The sequence below is a fragment of the Corynebacterium sp. NML180780 genome (genome assembly GCF_007786415.1).
Classification (GTDB): Bacteria; Actinomycetota; Actinomycetes; order Mycobacteriales; family Mycobacteriaceae; genus Corynebacterium; species Corynebacterium gottingense.
Window position 1 is genome coordinate 54,188 of sequence record NZ_VNKN01000006.1, and the last position, 21,730, is coordinate 75,917.

Consider the following 21,730-nt stretch of genomic DNA (forward strand, 5'->3'; position numbering starts at 1 on the left):
CGGCATGTTCGATCTCGCCTCGCAACGATTCTACGGCGCAAAGTCAGACACCATCGACGCGATCACCGTCGCCACCGCGCGGCCGGTCGCCGTCCCTGGTTGCGGCACCACGGCGCAGTGGCAGCTTCTCGACGTCACACGCGGCGCCGACTCGGACACCTACCAGGTCCTCCTTGCGGAGTCGGCGAGCGGTGAGACGCAGGACATTCTGAGCACCGACTCCGGGGCCACGGCCTACGTGGCCGCGCTCCCCGAGCTCGGCGAGGTCCACGGCGACCTGATCACCGGCGCCGCTACCCCACTGGGCGCCGAGCAGTCCAACACCAACCTCGTCGTCGGCAACACGATTGTGAAGGTGTTCCGCCACCTCGAGGACGGCCTCAACCCGGACGTTGAACTGCTCACCCGCATCGGCGACTGCCCGCACGTCGCCGCCGTGAACGCCTACGTCACCCGCGGCGAGCAGACGCTAGCGATGCAGCAGGAATTCATCCGCGGCGGCATCGACGGGTTCGTGCTCACTACCGGGGGCTCCGGCGAGGGGACGCTGCCGGAGGCCGAGGTCGCCGCGCAGGCGGAGTCGCTCGGGCGCGCGATGCGGACCGTGCACGAGGCGCTTGCCCACGCATTCGGCGTCCAGGAACGGCCGACGCGCGCGATCGCCGACACGCTCACCGCAAACCTGGATGCATACGTGCGCCGCGCACCGTTGCTCGCCGATTTCGCCCCGCGGATCCGCGAGCTCTACGCGGAGCTCGGCCGCACTGAGTCAACCGTGCCGGTGCAGCGGATTCACGGCGACCTGCACCTGGGGCAGACGCTCAAGACCCCAAAGCGGTGGTACCTCATCGACTTCGAGGGCGAGCCGGCGCGGCCCCTCGCGCAGCGGCGCCGCCCGGACCATCGGCTGCGTGACGTGGCCGGGATGGTGCGCTCGTACGGGTACGCCCGCGCCGTCGGCGGGTTTGACGTGGAATGGGAGCGCGGCGGCGTCGAGAAGCTGCTCGCAGGGTACGGCGCCGAACGCGACGCGCTGCTCGCCGCCTACATCGTGGACAAGGCCGCCTACGAGGTGATTTACGAGGCGAACAACCGCCCGGACTGGGTGGACATCCCCCTCGACGCGATCCGCGACCTGGTGTAGGAGCGGATTAGGCCAGTAGGGCGCTGCCGAAGTAGTCGTCCTGGTCGGCGACGCCGGGCAGGGCGAAGAAGTAGCCGCCGCCGTAGGGGCGGATGTAGTCCGCGAGCGGCTCGCCCTCCAGGCGCTTCTGCACGGTGACGAACTGGCGCTCCAAGTCCTGCTGGAAGCAGACGAAGAGCAGGCCGACGTCGAGGGTGCCATTGTCGCGCACGCCGTTGTCGTAGTTGTAGGCGCGGCGCAGCATGAGCTGGTCCGCGGTCTCCGGGGTGCGCGGGTTGGCCAGGCGGATGTGTGCGTCGGTGGGGATCACGTCGCCGTTCGCGTCATCGAGGTAGTCCGGGGCGGCGTACTCGTCGCCGCCGGAGAGCGGCCCGCCGGTGGCGCGGTCGCGGCCGAAGATCTGCTCCTGCTCCGCGATGGAGATGCGGTCCCAAAACTCCGTATACATGGCGATCAGGCGCACGACCATGTAGCTGCCGCCCGCGGTCCAGTCGGGCTCGCCGTCGCCCACCCACACCAGGTCGTCGAACTGCTTCGGCGAGGGGTTGACGATGCCGTCTTTAAACCCGAGGTGGTTGCGCTGCGTGCCGGTCGGCCGGGGCTCGTTCATATAGCCGTTCTGGCGCCAGCGCACGGCAACGTCGCCGCGGGTGTGGCGCAAGATGTCGCGCAGCGCGTGGGTCACGGTGTCGTGCTGGTCGGCGCAGATCTGCAGCACCAGGTCGCCGTGGCAGAGATCGGGGTTGAGCGTGTCGTCCGCGAACGCCTCCATCGCGCGCAGGCGGGCGGGCTTGCGGTTTGCGAGCCCGAAGCGGGAGTCGAAGAGGGACTCGCCCACCGCGAGGGTGATGGACAGGTTGTCGGTGGGCAGGTCCGGGCCAAGCTCGCCCGAGTCGCTGGCGGGGAATGCGATGCCGTCGACGGCGGTCGCACCCCCGGCCGTGAGCGCGCGGGAGCGCTCGGTGATCGTGCGCAGGAGCTGCTCCAGGCGGGCGCGGTCCCCCTGCTGGATGTCCAGGGCGACGATTTCCGCGTACTTCTGCGGCTGGTTGATGATGCCCTGCTGGTGCTCGCCGTGGAATTCCAGGCGCGCCTCCGGGTTGTTCACGGTCGCGTTGTCGGAGCGCGGCGTGCCGTCGCCCCGGGGCGAGTCCGCCTGCTGCGCCTGCGTCGTCGCCTGGACCCCAAGCGCCGCCGTGGCCGTGGCGGCGCCGGCGAGGAACGTGCGTCGGTTGAAGTGGAACGGGCAAGTCACTAGTTCATCCTCCGGATCACAGTCATGGTGGCCACCGTGGCCAGCAGCTCATTCGCGCGGGCGACCTCGGCTTGTAGCCTCAGCCGGTCGTCTTGCTCCCAGTCGTCGTAGGCCGTCGGCGTGCCGCCGGCGCCGTACTTCGCGTCCATCTCGTTGGCGAGCTGCTCGAGCGCGTCCAGCTGGTCATAAATTGGGGTGGTGTCCAGGCCGCGCCCCTCCACGAGTTCGCGCACCGGGTCCATCGTCGCCCTGGTCGAGGTTACGTTTCCGCGCAGCGCCGTGGGCAGCGCGTGTGCGCCGAAGTCCCGCTCGCCGCGCATGTCAAAACGCTCGAACTCCTCCATCACCTCGTGCGTGCGCAGCCCATAATCGGGTGCCGGGATGGCAAAGTGCAAGGTCTGAAGCGCGTGCGCCGCCTTGTCGACGGCGTCGGCCAGCGCCTCCGCGGGCGCCACCGCGTCCTGCACCGGTGCCTCGGAGAAGAGCAGCTTTTCGACGTCCTCGTACCCGCCAAGTGCCGCGCCCGGCCACATCTCGGACGCGTCGTCGAAGGAGCGGTACGTCTCCAGGTATGCCAGGTAGGAGGCCTGCGCCTCGCTGCGGTTGCCGGAGCGGGTGGCGTCGACAAGCGCCTGCGCCTTGACCTGCAGCTCGGGGACGCGCTGTTTCTGCGCGGCGGCGTGGGCGGTGGAGACGGCGGCGACTTCTCGGTCTGTGATGGGCACCATCTTCGGGGCGTCCGTGATGGGGGATCCGGTGACCTGGAACGGTTCGGACTTCACCGCGGAATCACTGTGAAACACGCACGTCAGGTGGTACGTGCCGTTTTGAAGTTTGGGGGTCCAGGCGCGCTCGGCGGGGAAGCCGACGCGCTCGAGGACCTGGTAGGCGTAGCCGTCATCGTCCGATACGTAGACGGTGAGGGCCAGGCCAGAGGTGTTGTAGACATTCCAATTCGCCTGGTCCTGCACATCCCCGGGGGACGGGCAGTTGTACACGTCGCGCACGTGCAGCGTGAGCTGGTCGGGGTTGTCACTCGGTGCGGGCTGCGCGGAAGGCTGGCCCTGCGATTGCGACGAGGAGCCACTCGAGCCTTCCGTGCCACTCGAGCTTGAGATTCCTGGGATGTGCACGATGCCGACGATGACTGCGATGAGTGCAGCCAGCGCCGCCAGAGCGTATTGGATGTTTTCCTGCATTACTGAGCGCCTGCCTTAGAACGGGAGCTTGATGGAGTCCTTGATGTTCGCGGGCAGCCCCGGCATGCCGTTCATGACCCAAGCGCCGATGCCACCCAGGACAGCAAGGACGGCAACGACCGCGGCGATGATGCCGCCGGTGGAGGATCCGTCCTGCTCGCCGGCGGGATCATCCTTGCCCGGCTGCTGCGCACCCGGCTTCGCGTCGCGGTTGACCATCTTGGCCACCTCGGCGACACCGTTCTCGGTGACCAGCGGGTTGTTCATGCCTTCTGCGACCGGCTTGAGGTTAGAGATCTCGCGGGAGGTGTTGTCCACCTTCTCAATCGAGGCGTAATCCTTGGCCACGGTGCCGTCGGTCTCATTGAGGAACAGCTTCGGCGCCTTCTCACCGTCGAAGTCGAACATGTTGTTCAGCTCGCCGGCGCGCTCGTCGAAAGCGATGCCTCCCAGTCGGCCCAGCCCCCAGTTGTCCTGGATGAACTTAGTGATGGAGGTCTGCTCGGTGTAGGTGGAGTCGACAAAGTTGGTCTTTGCGTACGGGGAGACGATCAGCAGCGGCTGACGGGTACCCGGGCCGCACTGGCCGTGCTTGTCGCCCGCGACGCCGACCTTCTTGGCTGCAGCGGTGCAGATCTCCGCGTCCTGGTGCGGATCGTTGGAGCCGTTGAGGATCGTCGGTGCCTGGTGGTCGTACCAGCCGTCGGAGTCGTCGTAGGCGATGACGACCGCGGTGGAGTCCCACTCCGGCGAGTTCTGCAGCTCGTTGATGTAGTGGGTAATGAAGGCCTGCTCGTCGTACGGGTTGGAGTAACCGGCGTGGCCGTCCTGGTAGTTCGCGGCCTTGAGGAAGGAAACGGCCGGCAGGTTGCCCTGCTCGATGACCTTGTCAAAGTCGGTCAGGTCGTACTGATGGTTCGCGCGGTCGGTCTTACCAATCATCTCGTCGCTGGACGGCGCGAAGTGGTGCGGGTTCGCGGTGGATGCGTAGTACTGGAACGGCTGGTGGTGCGGGTTGTAGTCCGTCTTATCCTGGCCGGTCAGCGTCTTGTGCGCGGCGCCGCAGCGTGCACGGGAGGAATCGGTTGCCTCTTCGGTCGGGCGGAATCCGCCCTGGAACCAGCCCCAGGTGACGTCCTTCTCGTTGAGCTGGTCACCGATGTTCTTGGAGTGCATCGCGGTGACCTGGTTGGTACCCGCGGAGGAGGAGTTGGAGCAGTCGTCGAACAGCGGGTCCGGGTCGCCGACGACGGTCGCGGTCTTGCCGTCCTCGGAGACGCCGGCGAGGGCGTGGTTCTGGCCGTCGACGATCTTCTGCTGCTCGCCGGTCGCCGGGTCGTGCATGGTGGCGTCGGCCACGGTGCCGGAAATCAGGTTGAGCGCACCCGGGGTGGACGGGCCGAAGATGGTGGAGAACGAGTTGTCGTTCATGGCGAAGTTCTGCGCGTAGTTCCACAGGCCGGTGACGGTGTTGCCGTCGTAGTAGCCCATGGTCGTGCCGACAGTGGCGAAGGAGCCCTCGCCGTACTTGTCCACATCGGTGGACACGGTCTCTGCGAACTTGTCCATCTTGCCGCCGTTGTAGGCCTTCTGCTCGTCACCGTAGTGGTGGTTCTGGTCCGTAGTCACGGCCTGGCCCGGAGTGAGGCGGAACGGCTTCGTGGAGTTCGGGTTCTTCTCGCCGAGCAGGTCGTTGTTTTCCAGGTTGTTGACCTTCGGGGTGTCCTTCTTGGCGGTGAACTTCGGGGCGTCGTTGCCCGAGCCCTGCATTTTCTCGCCGTCGAGGTTTGCGGCGTTGGGGTAGGTGCCGAAGTAGTGATCGAAGGAGATGTTCTCCGAGTAAATGACCACGACGTGCTCGATCGGGGTCTTAGTGTCGGCCTGGGCCACACCCGGGACGATTGCAGTGGTCGCGGCGACTGCGGCGCACGCGGCGATAGCGCGGTGACGAAGCTTCATGGCGAAGTCCAATCTTGAAGTAAGCGGATACTGCGGTAACGACGAAAGCTGCGGCACCCCTGCGCGAGGACCGTATCCTTTCAGCGCCTATTTAAATTCCCGCCAGGTCACTTTGCAAAGCCTGTCAATCCATCCATTTCCCGCACGTTCAAGCCTGTGAGCTGGAACAACAGTGAAATTCTCGCCCGATCACACCTACTGTTGACGCAAAATTCACCAACAGTTTGCCTAACTTTCCACTTTCTCGCTCCGCTCGCACCGATCGCTTATCGACGCAAACCCGCTGGCAAATTAGTTACATTCCCCAAATTTTCCACTATTTGGGACAAAGTTTCCCAAAAATGGAATCTTCGATGTACGCTGAAAACCACCCAACACCTACAAGGAGGGTTTCAATGAGTTCCACAGCAACGTCCGCCGGCGCCTCGGGCAGCACCGGCGGCCAGACGAAAACGATCGTCATCACCGCGCTCGCACTGTTTTCCATGTTTTTCGGTGCTGGCAACCTAATTTTCCCGCCGATGCTGGCGGTCTCGGCCGGCGACAACTTCTGGCCCGCCATTCTCGGCTTCCTGGGCACCGGCGCACTCCTGCCAGTGCTGGCGGTGATCGCGATCGCCATGTCCGGCGCGAACGTCCGCGACCTTGCGCAGCGCGCCGGTTCCGTCTTCGGCGTCGTCTTTCCGGTGCTCGCTTACCTGTCTATCGGCGCCTTCTACGCGCTGCCCCGCACCGGCGCCGTGTCCATGGAAACGGCGATCACGCCACTGTTTGGGTGGGACGGTTTGTTCGCCTCCGCCGTCTTTAATGTGATCTTCTTCGGCGTCTCCCTGGCGCTGGCGTGGAACCCCACCCGCATTATGGAAACCCTGGGCAAATTCCTCGTGCCCGCCCTGGTGGTCCTGCTGATCATCATGATCTCCGTGTCCATTGTCAAGTGGGACGCGGAGCCTTCCGCCCCGAGTGAGACCTACGCAGACGGCCCGTTCACCTCCGGCCTGCTCGAGGGCTACCTCACCATGGACTCCATCGCCGCGTTGGCGTTCTCGATCGTGGTCATCTCCACGCTGCAGTTCAAAGGGTTCAAGGAGGGCAAGGAAATTGTTCGCGGCACGATCCTCGCCGGCGTTGGCGCGGGCATCATGCTGGGCGCCATCTACCTCGGCCTGGGCACCATCGGCCGCGTCATCCCCAACCCCACCCAGTACGACAACGGCGCGGGCCTGCTTGCAGACGCTTCCAACCTGACCATGGGCATGGCGGGCCAGATCATCTTCGCGCTGATCGTCCTGCTCGCATGCCTGACCACGTCGGTCGGTCTGATCACCGCGACCGCCGAGTACTTCTCCTCGCAGTTCCCGGGCTCCTACAAGATCTGGGCCGTCGTGTTCACCGTCACGTCGATGGTCATCGCAACGCAGGGCCTCGACTTCGTCATGACGATTGCGGCCCCGGTCATCGGCTTCCTGTACCCGCCCGCCATCTCCCTGATCTTGGTAACGCTGGTCGAGCCGGCGTTTGCCAAGCGCACCCGTTTTACCTGGGCGTTCTTCCTGCCCATCTGGGTCGCTGTGATCTACTCGGCGATCGAGACCTGCATTTCCCAGGGGTGGGGCGCGGACGCGCTCACGCCGCTGGTGTCCTGGCTGCCGCTGCACGCCGAGGGACTGGGGTGGATCGTCCCGGTTGTCATCGCCTTCCTCATCGGCCTGGCCATCGACTGGGCACACCCCAAGACACCGATGGCGGTGGGCACCAACGAGACCGTCGACGGTGACGTAGTCACCGCGTAGTGTGGGGGCATGAATACGCGTGCCCCACTGTCACTCATTGATTTTTGCACCCGCTACCCCGACGAATCCGTCGGCGAGGCCATGGAGCGCTCCGTAGCCTTCGCCCAGCACGCGGAGTCGTTGGGGTATTCGCGTATCTGGTACTCCGAGCACCACAACATGAGCTCGATTGTCTCCTCCACGCCCGCGGTGCTCATCGCCCACATCGGCGCCAAGACTGAGCGCATCCGCCTGGGCTCCGGCGGCGTGATGCTGCCCAACCACTCCCCCTACGTCATCGCCGAGCAGTTCGGCATGCTCGAGGAGCTCTACCCCGGCCGCATTGATCTGGGCTTGGGCCGCGCCCCCGGCACCGACCAGCAAACACTGGGCCGTGCGTTGCGACGCGACCCCCGCGCCGCCGAAAATTTCCCGCAGGATGTCCTCGAGCTCCAGGCATGGCTGTCCAACGAGTCGCCGCTCCCGGGCGTAACCGCCGTCCCCGGCTTCAACACCAACGTGCCGCTGATCATCCTCGGCTCGTCCATGTTCGGCGCGTCCCTGGCCGCCAAGCTGGGCCTGCCCTACGCGTTCGCGTCCCACTTCGCGCCGCAACACCTGGAGCAGGCCACCGCCTACTACCGCGAAAACTACGAACCCTCCGAGCGCTACCCCGAGCCGTACTGTGTGGCCGCTGTCAACGTCACCGCCGCGGAGACCGAGGAGGACGCGGAGCGGCAGACCGGGCTGGTACACCGCAACCGCGTGCGCGCGATGTTGGGCCGAAGGGGCCAGGTGCTTGACGACGCCCAACTGGACGCCGTCGTCGACTCCTACCAGGGCCGGCAGATCATTGACATGCTGCGGTACACCGCACAGGGCACCGGCGAGCAGGTCGTCGAGTACCTCGACTGGTTTGCACAGCACGCGGGCGCGGACGAGCTCATGATTTCGTTGCAGGCACCCAGCCACGAGGAAGTACTCGCCTCCATGGACATCCTCGCAAGCCACTGGAAACATTAATTCGCCGATGCGTGAACACTCAGGATCCTGGTATAGGGTCTAGCCGAGTTCATACTTTTAGGCGCGCTATAGCTGGGAGAGTGTCATGTCCGTTTCGCCGCTTCGGCCCCCGCAACAACACGAGGAAATCGCGGCGCACCTGCGCGATGAAATCTTCACGGGCCGGATCCCCGCGGGCGAACCACTCCCCTCTGAGGCGGACCTGTGCGAGCAGTTCAATTCGTCCCGCGGCCCCGTCCGCCAGGCGATGGCGACCCTGCGTGCCGAGGGACTCATCTCCTCTGGCCGCGGTCGGCGCTCGCTCGTGCTCTCCAACATTCGCACCGAGTCGTTCGAAGAGATCCTGTCCAACACGGCCTGGATTGTGAACCTGGGCAAGGCCCCCGGCCAGGTCCTGAAGCACTACGGCCTGGCCCCGCTGCCCCAGCACGCGGCGGACGTGCTGCGCGTCCCCGGCCGCGAGGAGGCGGTGACCGTGCAGCGCACCCGCACCGCCGACGGCGCCCCGCTGGTGATCGAGTCTCTCTACTTCCACCCCAGTGTGACCAACGCCCTTGACGGGGTTGATCCAGAGCACGATTCCATTCACCGCCGCCTCGTGAGTAGTGGGATCGACTTCAACAACCTGTCCCGCGCGCTGACGGTCCACGCCGCGACCGACAACGAGGCGGACGCGCTCGACATCGCCCCAGGTACACCGGTGATTCAGGTGGAGATGCGCGTCTTCGACCACTCGGGCAGGCCTGTCGAGCTCGCTGTGCAAACGTACCGCGCCGACATGATCACCATCGGGCTGAACAATGTGCGGGGGCACTCGTCCCCCCTGTGGTTTGAAATCGATTCGTAGTCGCCGCGTGGGCCCCGTTACACTCTGCCCATGGCTTCCACAGCTGGTTCCCACCCTCTCCGGCTCGCCGGGGTGCTTGCCGCGTCCTGCGCGCTGCTGACCACCGCTGCGTGCGGCAGCGGAGGAGACACGGACGCGGCCCCCGAGCATGCCCGCGAAGAAGTTGTCGTCGCCACGCAAGCGGCACCCGCCAGCCTGGATTTCACCACCACCGGCGGCGCGGCCGTCCCCCAGGCGATGATGGGCAACGTCTACGAAACCCTGGTCCGGATCGACGAATCGGGTAAACCGCAGCCGTTCCTCGCCACCAGCTGGGAGGAAAGCACCGACGGCACCGAATACACCTTCCACCTGCGCGACGACGTCGCATTTGCCGACGGCACCCCCTTCGACGCCGACACCGCCGCGTTTTCCATCAACTACGTCAAAGACCAGTGGACGAACGGCCTGAAGAGCCAGATGGCGCCGGTGCGGGAAGCGGTGAGCGTCGATAAGCACACGCTCCGCGTCACGCTCGACTCCCCGAGCCCGGACTGGTTATGGTCCATGGGCACGCTGACCGGCGCGATGATGGCGCCGGCGAGCGTGGACCGGCTCGCCACGGATCCGCTCGGGACCGGCCCATACGTAGTGGACAACTTCCGCGTCGGCGAAGCCATCGAATTCAGTGCGCGCGAGGACTACTGGGGCGAGCCCGCCGAGCACGACGCCAAAATCCGCTACTTCGACGATTCGATTGCCGCTGTCAACGCGCTGCGCACTGGCGACGCCGACGTGGTGTGGGCGATGCAGGCACCGCAGCTCATCGACGCGCTCCCCGACGACATCACGGTGGACATCGGCACCACCAACGGCGAGGTCCTATTTTCCATGAATAATAATCGCGCTCCGTTTGATGACCCCGACGTCCGCCGCGCTGCTGCCTTTGCCATCGACCGCGCGGCGGTGAATAGCGTCGTGTACAACGGACTCGCCACCGACACCGGCGGCGCACCCGTGCCGCCGACCGACCCCTGGTATACGGGCGAGAATTACTACCCCTACGATCCGGAACGCGCGCGAGAGCTTCTCGGCGGGCGCGCTCCGGAAATCACCATCACCGTGCCGAACCTGCCGTACGCGCAAACGGCCAGCGAACTTATCTACTCCCAGCTCACCGACGTCGGATTCCGCGTTCACCTTGAAACGGTCGAGTTCCCCGCGGTCTGGCTCGCAGACGTGCTCAAGGGGCACGACTACCAGGCGTCCTTGGTCGCGCACGTGGAACCGCGTGACCTGGGTGTGCTGTTTGGCGACCCCGACTATTACCTCGGCTACGACTCCGAAGCAGCACGCGCCGCGCTCGGCAGCGGCGACCGCGTGCACGCCGTGGACACGATCATGGCGGACGCCGGCGCGCTCACCCTGGTCAACGCCCCAAACGTCGTCCTCTACGCCCCGGGCGTGCACGGCCTGAACCCCAACGTCGTCACCGACTCGCTACCGTTAAAGGAGGTAGAACGGTGAGCAAGCTCCTTTCGCGCGAGCACCGTGCGGACAGCACCGTCAGAGCCAGGAGCGGCGCCTCCGCGCTCGCGGCGCGCCTCGGCCACGCGCTCCTGCGCTTTGTCCTATTACTCCTCGCCGCGAGCGTCATCATCTTCGTGCTGCTCCGCGCCGTCCCCGGCGACCCGGCGCGCGTCGCCCTCGGCGTGAGCGCAACCGACGAGGCGGTCGCGGAGCTCTCCCACCGGCTGGGCACCGACCGTCCGCTCGTGGACCAGTACCTGGACTGGGTAGGTGGAATGCTCACCGGAAACTTCGGCATCTCCATGGCCAGCGGCACTGAGCTCGCCCCCGTCGTGGCGGAGCGCGCAGGCGCGTCGCTCACGCTGACCGTCATCGCGATGGTGTGCTCGCTGGCCATCGCGGTGCCGGCGGGAACCTACCTGGCGCGCCGCCGCGGCCACGCCGACGCCGCGCTCATCAACGCGCTGACCCAGGTCGGCATCGTGGTCCCCTCATTCCTGGTGGGCATCCTCGCCGTCGCGTGCTTCTCCGTCCGACTGGGTTGGCTTCCCGCGAACGGGTGGGGCACGCCGTCGCACATCGTGCTGCCGGTGTTCGCGCTGACGTTGGTGCAGGCATCGATCCTCACCCGCTACGTGCGCGCCGCGATTTCGGAGGAGCTCACGAAAGACTATGTGCGCACGGCAAGGGCGAGCGGGGCGTCGGTAAGCACTGCCCTGGCTCGCCACGCGCTACGCAACGCCGCGCTGCCGGTACTGACGGTGACGGGCGTGCAACTGTCCACCCTCATCGTTGGCGCTGTGGTGATTGAGCGCGTGTTTGCGGTGCCTGGCCTCGGGAGCATGCTTATCGACGCCGTGTCGACCCGCGATCTCACCGCGGTCCAAACGGTGATGATGTGCATCGTCGCGTTTACGCTCGCGGTCAACCTCGCGGTGGACGTCAGCTACGCCGCGATCGATCCGCGAACGAGACAAGCTGGGCGGCCGGGGAGGTTCGCATAATGGTGACAACGCGTAAACGCTTCGGAGCGGGGCGCACCTTCGGGCTCGTGCTCGTCGCGGTGGCAGTGCTCGCCGCGCTGCTCTCCCTGGTATGGACTCCGTACGACCCGCTGCACGCCGACCCTGCCGCTCGCCTGGTCGGCTCCAGCTGGCAGCACTGGATGGGGACCGACGAGCTCGGCCGCGACATTCTGTCTCGCATCATGGACGGCGCACGCCTCACGCTTGCGGTCTCGCTTGCCGCCGTCGCCGGTTCCGCCCTGGTCGGTGTGCCACTGGGCGTCCTCGCCGGCATGCGGGGCGCGGCAGGTCGTGGCGGCGGCGTGGTCATGGCGGGCGCGGACCTGCTGCTGGCGTTCCCCGCGCTGCTGCTGGCCATCGTCTTTACCGCCGTGTTCGGTGCGTCGATGTGGGTGGTCATCCTCGCTGTCGGCATTGCCGGCGTGCCCGGATTCATCCGCGTCGCCAGGGTCGGCACTATGCAAGTCATGCACCAGGATTACGTGCTCGCCGCACGCATCTCTGGCGCCACTGGGTGGCGCATCGCGCTGCGGCACGTCCTCCCCAACATCGCACCCATTATTACGGTGCAGGTGTCAGTCGCGTTCGCGCTCGCAATCCTCGCGGAGGCAGGGCTTTCTTTCCTCGGCCTGGGTACCCCGGCGCCGTACGCGTCGTGGGGGCGCATGCTGCAGGCGTCGCAGCCGTTCTTGGCCACGTCCCCGCACCTAGCGCTGTGGCCCGGGTTGGCCATCGCGCTGACCGTGCTCGGGTTTAACCTGCTCGGCACCGGAACCGAACGGAGGGCACAGTGATTTTGGCGAATAGCACCGCAGACGGCTCGTCGGCACCGTTCATCACCGTCGACGGGCTGACCATCCCCGGCGTCCTCGACCACGTCAGCTTTACCCTCGAACGCGGCGAGCGGGTCGGCATCATTGGTGAATCCGGCTCGGGCAAGTCGCTCACCGCCTTGTCCATCATGGGACTCGCCGACCAGCCCGGGCTTCCGCCGGCCTCGGGCTCGGTCACCGTCGACGGCATCGAGATGGTGGGGACCCGCGACAGGACCCGCCGAAAGGTACGCGGGCAACGCGTCGCCATGGTGTTCCAAGAACCGATGACGGCGCTGGATCCCCTGACCAGGATTGGGCGGCTCGTCCCCCGCGACCTGTTGCGCCAGGTCGGCGTGGATCGTCCGGACGCGTACCCACACCAGTTGTCGGGCGGGCAGCGCCAGCGTGTCCTCATTGCGCTCGCCCTCTCGCAGGACCCCGACGTACTCATCTGCGACGAGCCGACCACCGCGCTCGATGCAACGACGCAAACGGAGGTCCTTGACCTCATCGACTCGCTCGTCACCGAGCGAGGCATGGGGCTGCTGTTCATCTCCCACGACCTCGCGGTCGTGCACCATATGACTGACCGCACCCTTGTCTTCCACCGCGGGCGCATCGAGGAATCCGACGGGGAGTACGCCCGGTCGCTCGCACGCGCCGCGCAGCCGGGCCCGCCCGCGGCAGATCCGCATACGCACGACCGTGAGCTGCGCCAACCCGTGGTCGAGCTTGCCGACGTCACACTGACCCGCGGGGCAACGCGGGCACTCGACCGTGTCAGCCTCACCGTGCGTGAGGGCGACCGCGTGGCCATCGTCGGCGGGTCCGGCTCCGGCAAGACCACGCTCCTGCACGTCATCGCGGGGCTTTTGGCCCCGGATTCCGGTGAGGTGAGTGTTTCCAAGCGATTGCACATGGTGTTCCAGGACCCGTACTCGTCGCTGGACCCCCGCATGCGCGTGCGCGATTCCATCCGCGAGGCCGGCGTCGACGCCGAGCGCGCCGACGCGATGCTTGAGGCCGTCGAGCTCGGTGGGACGGGATCGCGTCTGCCGAGCGAGTTTTCCGGCGGGCAGCGCCAGCGCATCTCGATCGCCCGCGCCGCAGCGCCGCGCCCCGGGCTCTTGCTTGCCGACGAGCCCGTCTCCGCCCTCGACGCATCCGTGCAGCACCAGGTGCTCGACCTGCTTCGCTCCACCGTCGGCGACGGCACGCTCATCTTTGTCACCCACGACTTACAGGTTGCCCGCGAGCTGTGCCCACGGCTGGCGGTCATGCACCGCGGGCGCATCGTCGAGCACGGAGCGACCGAAAAAATCTGGGCCGACCCGCAGCACGAGTACACCCACCAGCTCCTCGACGCAATCATCCCCTACGAGACCCCGACCGATCTTCCGTACGATGAGGACCTATGAGCCAACACAGCGCACCCCGTCCCGCCGCAACGAGCAACACAGCGAACACCACAGCCACAGCCGACATTGTTGTCGTCGGCTCCGTCAACGCTGACCTGACCGTGAACGTGCCGCGGCACCCCGAGCCCGGAGAGACGCTGCTGGGCAGTGGCGGTGGCATCACCGCCGGTGGCAAGGGCGCGAACCAGGCGTGCGCGGCAGCCAAGCTTGGCGGGCGCGTGGCGCTCGTCGGCGCCGTCGGACGCGACGCGAACGCCACGCCAGCGACCGCGCTCATGCGCGAAGCTGGAGTGAACCTCGACCACCTCGAGGACGTCGACGACGTCACCGGGCTCGCCGTGATTACCGTCGCCGCCGACGGCGAAAACACCGTCCTGGTCATCCCCGGCGCAAACGCTTTGGTCGACGCAACGTTCGTGCGCGCGCACCGTGCCCCCATCGAACAGGCGCCGCTGGTCTTGTTGCAGGGCGAAATTCCGGCGGACGGGTTCGCCGAGGCCGTCAAGCTGGCTCACGGGCAGGTGGTGATTAACCTTGCGCCCGTTGTCGACGTACCGCGCGACGCGCTGCTCACGGCCGATCCGCTGCTCGCCAACGAACATGAGGCCGGCCTGATCCTGGCGCAGCTTGGCCTCGACGGCTCGGGAACCCCGCCCGAACTGGCGCAGCGCTTGCTCGACGCGGGGGTTGCGTCGGTCGTCCTCACGCTTGGTGCGGCGGGCGCGCTCGTCGCCGATGCTGACGGCCTGCGCGACATCGCGAGCCCGCGCGTGACGGCGGTAGATACTGTCGGTGCCGGGGACTCGTTCGCTGGCGCCCTGTGCTTCCGGCTCGTCGCCGGCGACTCGCTGGATGACGCGGCCGCCTACGCGGCGCGCGTCGGCGCGTTTTCGGTCCAGCGCCCAGGCGCCCAGCCGTCGTACCCAAACTCCGGTGACGAGCTGCCGGGGGCTGCGCGCTAGTCGCGGATGCGGGGCACCAGAGACCAACTCAGCAGGTGCTCCTCAACTCGCTCAAACACGGCCGTGAGGTCCTCAAATTCGTGCGCCTCGGCGGGACTCAACTGCACTTGCTCGCGGGGAACCGGTCGTTGCATGCCCCGATCATAGCCCGCGCGCAACCGCGCGTGCACCCTACACGCACTACCGCTGCGCAGCCATCTCCAACAGCCGCCCAATGACCTCCGTCCCGTGTCGGCGAAGGCCGTCGTGCTGGTACGTTGCAGTCTCCCACACGCTCACTCCCAGCGCGTCCGCGGTGGCCAGCGACAGCTCGCGAGGTACGAAGATGTCGTCGGTGTAGACGGCTGCAACGCGTCTGCCGCCCGCAACCTCGTGCGCCGCCGCGCCGTCGATGACGCCCGCGTACTGGTTGCCCCAGTCGTCCTTGGCGGCGAGCGCGTTCGCCGCACCCTTGAACGGACGCAACGCGGGATCCTCGTCGAACTGGAAGGGGAAGATGTGTTCGCCGGTGAGGTAGAACTCGTCGTCGTCCGGCGAAGCGTCGGGACCGAACCCCGCGATGATGCGCGAGACCCGCTCGGCAGACCAGTTCGTCGTCCCCGGCACGGTGCCGCCGTAGATGGATTCGTGGATAGCGGCATAGAGCGGGTTGGCCGCGAAGCTGACTCGTTGGCCAACGTTGGCGAGGAAGTCGGTGCGCAGGCGTCCGTTGGGGTGGAAGGGTGATTCGAGGAGGCTCGCGAGCGTCGCAAAGCCGCCCTGGCGCCCAAGCTCAATGCCGACGGTGCGGAAGCGGCGCGGGGTGAGCCGCTCCCCTGTCGGCAGGCACTCCTCGGCAGCCTCAAGGTGGCGGCACACCTCGCGCATCGTGCGCTCCGCCTCCGGGTAGCTGCGGTTGAACGCGCGGTGGCGGGCGCGCAGCTTCGCAAACGTCGCCTCGTACACCGCGTCGGGGCCCTCGCTTATCGACGCCAACCCGCCCGTAAACATCGCCACCCCGATATGTTCCGGCGCGACCGACAGGTAGTGCAGCAAACAGAACCCGCCAAAGGACTGCCCCAGTACGTCCCAGCGCTCGATGCCGAGCTTTTCGCGGACCGCCTCCGCGTCCTTGATGATCTCCGGCGCGCGCAGCTCCGTAAGCGTATCGGCGTTGATGAGCTCGGGCGTGGCGGCGTCGACGCGCGTCGACCGGCCCGTGCCGCGTTGGTCCAGCAGCACGACTCGGTAACCGCGGCGCAGCGCCTCTTCAATCCACGCGAATCGCTCGCGCGGCGCGGGCGAGCCCGGCCCTCCCTGCAAAAACAGCAACGCGGGAGCGCCGGTGTCTCCCAACACGCGAGCGAAGACGGACCATTGGCCTCGGGTGACCTCTACAGTTGACTCCATGCCTGCGATCGTAGACACTCCCCGCATGATCCCCGCCTTCCACCGCCTAGCGCGCCGCGACCGCATCCGCCCGTACCGCTGGTGGCGCCCGCTTCTTGAGATCGCAGTCGCCGCTGCACTGTTCGTCGCACTCCAGGCAGTGTGGGTGGTCGCGTTCATTCTCATCAACGGCAAAGAGAGTATCGGTCGTATTGCGGACGGCACCCCCACATCGATGCTGGTTGGCTTCGGCGCACTCGCGATGACGGTCCCGGCCGCGTTCGTAGCGGCGTGGGCCTCCGGGCGCGACGTGCGCGCGCTGTGGTCGGTCGAGCGGCGGTTCCGGTGGCACTACTTCCTGCCCGGGCTCGCAGCGTTTGCCGCGCCCGGCCTGCTCACGCTCGCTGCAGACATCGTCATATACGGTGCGCCGCCCGCGCCGTTGGACGCGACATTTTTCTGGTGCGTGGGCATTGTGCTCGCCCTGGTCCCGCTGCAGTGTCTCGCTGAGGAGCTCCTTTTTCGTGGCGTGGTGGTGCAAAGCTTCGGTGCGTGGATGCGCTCGCCGTGGCTCACATACCTACTGGCCCTGCCAATCTTCGTCGTCGGGCACACCGCGGGCGGCGGCGGCATGGTCACCATCGCCGTGTTCGCCCTGGTTGCCTCGCTGCTGGTCCACCGCTCGGGCGGGATCGAGCTTTCGGTGGCGCTGCACATTGTCAATAACATCACTGTCTCGTACGCAAGGTTTTCCGGTCTTATTGATCTGGAATCGGTGCGCGTCCTGCTGCCCGTCGTCGGCCAACTTGGCGCTTTCGCCCTCGCACTGATCGCGCTGCCGATCATTGGCAGTAAGGTTGCCCCCATGCCAACCACCGATGCCCACCTGCGTACCCTCCCTCACCCCACCGGCGACCTCCTGTTCAACTCGTCCGCCGGGCCCGAGCACGGCGGCGTTCCCGTGGTTGCGCCGTGGTTCGCGCAAACGCTGGGCCCGCAGATGCACGGGTGGGCGCGCGCCCTGCCGTGGGTCATCACCGAGGAAACTGGCGAGGCCACCACTGCGGAACTCAGCAACGATCGCCTCCGCCTGATCTACACCGTTCGCCGCGGCCCCGAGCCCACGTTCACGCTGCGTGCGGTCAATGAGGACGAGGAGTCTCGCCGGATTCAGCTCGCGCTCCACCCTTACTGGGCCGTTGACACCGCGCGCGCACGCGTCACCGGTCTCGCCGACCAGCCCTACTTTGACAAGGTCGCGGGTGCAGAGCGCAGGATTGACGGCGATCTCGCGTTCGGCCGGGAGGTCGACAGCGTCGTTCGCACCACCAATGACTGTATGCTTATCGACGGCCACCGCGCCCTCGCCTTCCGCACCCAGGGCACCGACCACGTCGTGGTGTGGAACCCAGGCCCTGAGGAATGCGCCGCCGCCGACGGGCTGCGCGCGGACGACTGGACCCGCTTCGTCTGCGTCGAACCCGCGCTCCTGGGCGAAAACCGCGAAGGTGTTGAGCTCGCCCCGGGTGCGTCTGCAGAATTCTCGCTGACAGTCACTGCGACTGCTGGCGGGAGCGTGCGCGCATGACGGTACCGCTCCATCGCACCGCCGACGCGCGCCCCGGGCGCAGCACGTGGGTTCGCACAGCGGAGCTCGCGCTGCTCGCGGCGTTTGCCACCGCCTTCGGCGTCGTCGCCGCGCTCGCCATCCAGTTGTGCAGCTCGCGCGGGATCCTGCTCGACGACCCCGCGCAGCGAGCGCTCTTTGAGCCGCTGCTGGTTCTCGCAGCGACGCTGCCGGCGGCGCCCCTCGCCGCCGCGTGCACCGGACGCCACCCCGCGTCACTGGTGTCAACCACGCGGCGTATCAGGTGGCCCGTAGCGGGGCGCGCCCTCGCCCTCACGATTGGTTTCTACGCTGCCGCCACGGCAGGCGCCGCCTTATGGGCACGCGTTAGCGGTGAATCCGCCCCGCTGGACGAAACGCGCTCGGTTGCGTTGGTGTGTGCGCTGTGCGCCGTGATCACGCTGCAATCGGCAGCAGAAGAGCTCGTGTTCCGCGCCGCGCTCCCCCAGATCATTGGCTCGGGCGCGTTCGGGCGCTGGTGCACACACCCTGCTATCGCCTACGGCATGCCCGCGCTCGCGTTCGTTGCGCTGCACACGGGCGGGACCGGCACGATTGTCGACGTCGCCGTGTTTGCCGCCTGCGCGGCGTGGCTGACCTGGCGCACCGACGGAATCGAGGCCGCGTGGGCTTTGCACCTGGTAGGAAACGTGTGGGTGATGGGGGCGTCGATAAGCTCCGGTCCCCTGGGCACAGTCGCGACGGTGGTGTCCGCGGCGCTGATTGCCGCGTTTACCCCTCGTCGGTAGACAGGGCCGCGACGAACGCCTCCTGTGGCACCGTCACGGAACCGATCGCCTTCATGCGCTTCTTACCTGCCTTCTGCTTCTCCAGCAGCTTGCGCTTACGCGAGATGTCGCCGCCGTAGCACTTCGACAGGACGTCCTTGCGCATCGCGCGAATGTTTTCGCGGGCGATGATCTTCGAACCAATCGCCGCCTGCACCGGCACCTCAAACTGCTGGCGTGGGATGAGCTCCTTGAGCTTCTTCGTCATCTTGTTGCCATACCACTGCGCGGAATCGCGGTGCACGATCGCGGAAAACGCATCCACGGGATCGCCCTGTAGGAGGATGTCTACCTTCACCAGGTCCGACTCCTGCCAACCTGCCTCCTCGTAGTTGAGCGAGGCGTAGCCCTTCGTGCGTGACTTGAGCATGTCGAAGAAGTCAAAAATAATCTCGCCGAGCGGGATGATGTAGCGCAGCTCTACGCGGTCCTCGGACAGGTACTCCATGTTCTTCATCTGACCGCGTTTGGACTGGCACAGCTCCATCGTGGAGCCGACAAACTCCTGCGGCACGATGATCGTCATGTTGACAACCGGCTCGAAGACCTGCTGCAACTTGCCGCCCGGCCAATCCGACGGATTGTGCACGAGGTGCTCCGTGCCGTCCTCGGCGATCACGCGGTAGGTGACCGACGGAGCCGTGGAAATCAGGTCCAGGTCAAACTCGCGCTCGAGGCGGTCGCGGGTGATCTCCATGTGCAAGAGGCCGAGGAATCCGCAGCGGAAGCCGAAGCCCAGCGCCACCGACGTTTCGGGCTCCCAAGTCAAGGAGGCGTCGTTAAGCTGAAGCTTCTCCAGGCTCTCACGCAATGTCGGAAAATCCTCCTGGCTGACCGGGAACAGGCCCGAGTAGACCATCGGCTTGACGTCTTCGAAGCCTTCCAGCGCTTCGGTGGCGCCCTTCTGCGCCCAGGTCACCGTGTCACCCACGCGCGTCTCGCGCACGTCTTTCACACCGGTGATCAGGTAGCCGACCTCGCCCGGACCCAGCCCCTTCGTTTTCTTCATGGTTGGAGAGACAACGCCGATCTCGAGGATCTCCAGGGTGGTGCCGGTATTCATCATTTGCACCTTTTGGTTCGGCTCGAGCCTGCCGTCCATCATGCGCACGTACGTGACCACACCGCGGTAGGTGTCGTAGACCGAATCGAAAATTAAGGCGCGCGCAGGCGCATCCGGACCGTGTTCCGACGTCGGCGGCGGAACGAGCTCGACAACCTTGTCCAGCAGCTCCGCCACGCCCTCGCCGGTCTTCCCGGAGACGCGCAGCACGTCCTCCGGCTCGCAACCGATAATGTTGGCAATCTCCCCCGCGTACTTGTCCGGATCTGCGGCGGGCAGATCGATTTTATTCAGCACGGGGATGATTTCCAGGTCATTCTCCATGGCCATGTACAGATTGGCCAGGGTTTGGGCCTCGATCCCCTGCGCGGCGTCGACAAGCAAGATTGCTCCCTCGCACGCGTCGAGGGAACGCGAAACTTCATAGGAAAAGTCCACGTGGCCGGGGGTATCGATCATCTGCAGCACCGTGTCCTGGCCGGCGTACTCACCGGTCGTCGGCGTCCAGGGAAGACGCACATTCTGCGCCTTGATCGTGATGCCACGCTCGCGCTCAATATCCATGTTGTCTAGGTACTGATCGCGCATCTCGCGCGCAGCCACCACGTTTGACAACTGCAAAATCCGGTCAGCGAGCGTAGATTTGCCGTGGTCAATGTGGGCGATAATGCAGAAGTTTCGGATCCGCTCGGGCGAAGTAAACGTCTCTTCCGCAAAATTTTTCGTAGTGGCAGCCATAGTTTCACCATCCTACCGGGCACAACCCACGCGAAACCACTTGTCCCGCCCGCTGCGAACGCCTAGAGTGTCCAGCAACACGGACGGAAGGTTCAGCAGCGTGGAATCACACGGAGACCCCACCCCTCAGGGCGACAAGCCGCGCCTGGTCAAGAGGCCCAGAAGCTTTCAACCGCTGAACAAGATCAAGACGACAACGTCCAAGCTGATCAAGCGCAACCGCGGGAGCAACAACGAGCACCGCGTAGGTTCGCTGGACCAGGGGCTCGCGTTACTCAACGAGCGCCTGGGGACCCGCAACCCGGCGCACGAGCCCCGCACCGCCACCTACGTCACGGTGAGGCCGACGGCGCACCTGCCGCGCAACATTTACTACGCACCCGATATGGACGGCAACGCGGAACCCGGCGAGGTTGTCTGGGTCACCGTCCCCTCACACCCGCCACGGCAACGCTCGATGCTGGTCGTCGGCCGCGAACGCGGCGAAGTTCTCGGCTTGCTCATCTCCTCCGAAGCCGAGCACGCCAGCGACGAACGCTGGCTGGGCATCGGTGCCGGCGAATGGAACGCCTCTGGAAAGCCCTGTTGGGTGCGCCTGGACAAGACAATGATTGTGCCGGAAAGTGACCTGCACCGTTCCGGCACCATCATCCCGCAGCGCCGATTTGAGCGTGTGGCAAACCGCCTACGCGACAGGTTTGACTGGGAGTAGCGCACGTTTTGGGGTTTCTCCTGCTGAGCTGCTAGGTTTGAGTGGTTGTTTCAGCCCGGGGCATTTCGGGGCTTGCTTGACGACGCGGTCAGGACCTTGGGTCCGCGTAGACCAACGCACGGCGCACGCCGACGAGGGTCGCTACAGCCAGGCAGTTTCTTCCCCGCTTCCGGGAGATCGACACGAACCGATCCGTTTTGACGAAAGACCAAGAGGTACATCATGGCAAACATCAAGCAGCAGAAGAAGCGCGTTCTCACCAACGAGAAGCGTCGTCTGCGCAACAAGTCCATCCGTTCCGCCACTCGCACCGAGATCCGCAAGTTCCGCGAGGCTGTCGAGTCCGGCGACAAGGCTGCCGCCGAGGCTCAGCTCCGCGTGGCTTCCCGCAAGCTTGACAAGGCTGTGACCAAGGGCGTCTACCACCGCAACAGCGCGGCGAACAAGAAGTCCAACATGGCTACCGCCCTGAACAAGATGGCGTAACTGACGCTGAGCGTCGTCGC

At 66.1% G+C, this 21,730-nt stretch carries 19 protein-coding genes; 13 read left to right on the forward strand and 6 right to left on the reverse strand.

Annotated elements, in window-relative coordinates; all coding sequences use genetic code 11:
* Nucleotides 1-4 precede the first annotated feature (4 nt).
* Nucleotides 5-1,144, forward strand: coding sequence for a phosphotransferase (locus FPP74_RS05180; RefSeq protein ID WP_144717318.1), 1,140 nt, complete (start codon nucleotides 5-7; stop codon nucleotides 1,142-1,144).
* A 7-nt stretch (nucleotides 1,145-1,151) separates the two neighbouring features.
* Here FPP74_RS05180 and efeB read toward each other — a convergent pair whose 3' ends face one another.
* From efeB to FPP74_RS05195, 3 genes are read right to left on the reverse strand one after another with little or no spacing between them, the layout of a single operon-like run.
* Complete coding sequence (efeB, locus tag FPP74_RS05185) at nucleotides 1,152-2,399, reverse strand: iron uptake transporter deferrochelatase/peroxidase subunit (protein ID WP_095275478.1); 1,248 nt, start codon at nucleotides 2,397-2,399, stop codon at nucleotides 1,152-1,154.
* A complete protein-coding gene (locus FPP74_RS05190) occupies nucleotides 2,399-3,598 on the reverse strand; it encodes an EfeM/EfeO family lipoprotein (RefSeq protein ID WP_233126951.1) in 1,200 nt (399 codons plus the stop codon). Before FPP74_RS05190 ends, efeB begins: the two co-directional genes overlap by 1 nt.
* A 15-nt stretch (nucleotides 3,599-3,613) precedes the next feature.
* The gene (locus FPP74_RS05195) at nucleotides 3,614-5,557 is read right to left on the reverse strand and encodes a phospholipase C (RefSeq protein ID WP_144717319.1); all 1,944 of its coding nucleotides are present in this window, start codon (nucleotides 5,555-5,557) and stop codon (nucleotides 3,614-3,616) included.
* 395 nt (nucleotides 5,558-5,952) lie between these two features.
* Here FPP74_RS05195 and brnQ point away from each other — a divergent pair, with 395 nt between their 5' ends.
* The 8 genes from brnQ (at nucleotide 5,953) to FPP74_RS05235 (ending at nucleotide 14,928) form a co-directional block, all read left to right on the forward strand.
* Nucleotides 5,953-7,350, forward strand: a complete 1,398-nt coding sequence (gene brnQ, locus FPP74_RS05200; protein WP_095535425.1) for a branched-chain amino acid transport system II carrier protein — start codon at nucleotides 5,953-5,955, stop codon at nucleotides 7,348-7,350.
* A 9-nt stretch (nucleotides 7,351-7,359) separates the two neighbouring features.
* Nucleotides 7,360-8,352 carry an LLM class flavin-dependent oxidoreductase gene (locus FPP74_RS05205; RefSeq protein ID WP_095535424.1) on the forward strand — a complete coding sequence of 331 codons (993 nt, stop codon included), beginning with the start codon at nucleotides 7,360-7,362 and terminating at the stop codon, nucleotides 8,350-8,352.
* 85 nt (nucleotides 8,353-8,437) lie between these two features.
* On the forward strand, nucleotides 8,438-9,199 hold the full coding sequence (locus tag FPP74_RS05210; protein ID WP_095275474.1) for a GntR family transcriptional regulator: 762 nt from the start codon (nucleotides 8,438-8,440) through the stop codon (nucleotides 9,197-9,199).
* Between the two features lie 30 nt (nucleotides 9,200-9,229).
* Nucleotides 9,230-10,705 (forward strand): ABC transporter substrate-binding protein, encoded by a 1,476-nt coding sequence (locus FPP74_RS05215; RefSeq protein ID WP_144717320.1) that lies wholly within the window; start codon nucleotides 9,230-9,232, stop codon nucleotides 10,703-10,705.
* 92 nt (nucleotides 10,706-10,797) lie between these two features.
* Nucleotides 10,798-11,712 carry an ABC transporter permease gene (locus tag FPP74_RS05220; RefSeq protein WP_186439394.1) on the forward strand — a complete coding sequence of 305 codons (915 nt, stop codon included), beginning with the start codon at nucleotides 10,798-10,800 and terminating at the stop codon, nucleotides 11,710-11,712.
* Nucleotides 11,712-12,527, forward strand: coding sequence for an ABC transporter permease (locus FPP74_RS05225; protein ID WP_144717321.1), 816 nt, complete (start codon nucleotides 11,712-11,714; stop codon nucleotides 12,525-12,527). The genes FPP74_RS05220 and FPP74_RS05225 overlap by 1 nt, the downstream gene beginning before the upstream one ends.
* Nucleotides 12,524-13,966: an ABC transporter ATP-binding protein gene (locus tag FPP74_RS05230; RefSeq protein WP_240510483.1), complete on the forward strand. Its 1,443-nt coding sequence runs from the start codon at nucleotides 12,524-12,526 to the stop codon at nucleotides 13,964-13,966. Before FPP74_RS05225 ends, FPP74_RS05230 begins: the two co-directional genes overlap by 4 nt.
* On the forward strand, nucleotides 13,963-14,928 hold the full coding sequence (locus FPP74_RS05235; RefSeq protein WP_144717322.1) for a ribokinase: 966 nt from the start codon (nucleotides 13,963-13,965) through the stop codon (nucleotides 14,926-14,928). The genes FPP74_RS05230 and FPP74_RS05235 overlap by 4 nt, the downstream gene beginning before the upstream one ends.
* On the opposite strand, the gene FPP74_RS12205 is transcribed toward FPP74_RS05235, so the two are convergent.
* Nucleotides 14,925-15,062 (reverse strand): hypothetical protein, encoded by a 138-nt coding sequence (locus tag FPP74_RS12205; RefSeq protein WP_165765481.1) that lies wholly within the window; start codon nucleotides 15,060-15,062, stop codon nucleotides 14,925-14,927. The two genes, FPP74_RS05235 and FPP74_RS12205, sit on opposite strands and share 4 nt — an antisense overlap.
* Nucleotides 15,063-15,108: 46 nt before the next feature.
* On the reverse strand, nucleotides 15,109-16,317 hold the full coding sequence (locus tag FPP74_RS05240; RefSeq protein WP_255456078.1) for an alpha/beta fold hydrolase: 1,209 nt from the start codon (nucleotides 16,315-16,317) through the stop codon (nucleotides 15,109-15,111).
* Between FPP74_RS05240 and FPP74_RS05245 the strand changes: the two genes are divergently transcribed.
* Both FPP74_RS05245 and FPP74_RS05250 read left to right on the forward strand, forming a co-directional pair.
* Nucleotides 16,316-17,884, forward strand: coding sequence for a type II CAAX prenyl endopeptidase Rce1 family protein (locus FPP74_RS05245; RefSeq protein WP_144717324.1), 1,569 nt, complete (start codon nucleotides 16,316-16,318; stop codon nucleotides 17,882-17,884). The two genes, FPP74_RS05240 and FPP74_RS05245, sit on opposite strands and share 2 nt — an antisense overlap.
* Entirely contained in the window at nucleotides 17,881-18,672 is a 792-nt protein-coding gene (locus tag FPP74_RS05250) for a CPBP family intramembrane glutamic endopeptidase (RefSeq protein ID WP_144717325.1), read from the forward strand. The genes FPP74_RS05245 and FPP74_RS05250 overlap by 4 nt, the downstream gene beginning before the upstream one ends.
* Here the strand turns inward: FPP74_RS05250 and lepA are convergent.
* On the reverse strand, nucleotides 18,656-20,512 hold the full coding sequence (gene lepA / locus FPP74_RS05255) for a translation elongation factor 4 (protein ID WP_095546509.1): 1,857 nt from the start codon (nucleotides 20,510-20,512) through the stop codon (nucleotides 18,656-18,658). The genes FPP74_RS05250 and lepA overlap by 17 nt on opposite strands.
* 100 nt (nucleotides 20,513-20,612) lie before the next feature.
* Between lepA and FPP74_RS05260 the strand changes: the two genes are divergently transcribed.
* Nucleotides 20,613-21,224: a type II toxin-antitoxin system PemK/MazF family toxin gene (locus tag FPP74_RS05260; protein WP_255456079.1), complete on the forward strand. Its 612-nt coding sequence runs from the start codon at nucleotides 20,613-20,615 to the stop codon at nucleotides 21,222-21,224.
* Nucleotides 21,225-21,446: 222 nt separating this feature from the next.
* Nucleotides 21,447-21,710, forward strand: a complete 264-nt coding sequence (gene rpsT / locus FPP74_RS05265; RefSeq protein WP_095275464.1) for a 30S ribosomal protein S20 — start codon at nucleotides 21,447-21,449, stop codon at nucleotides 21,708-21,710.
* Nucleotides 21,711-21,730: the final 20 nt, after the last annotated feature.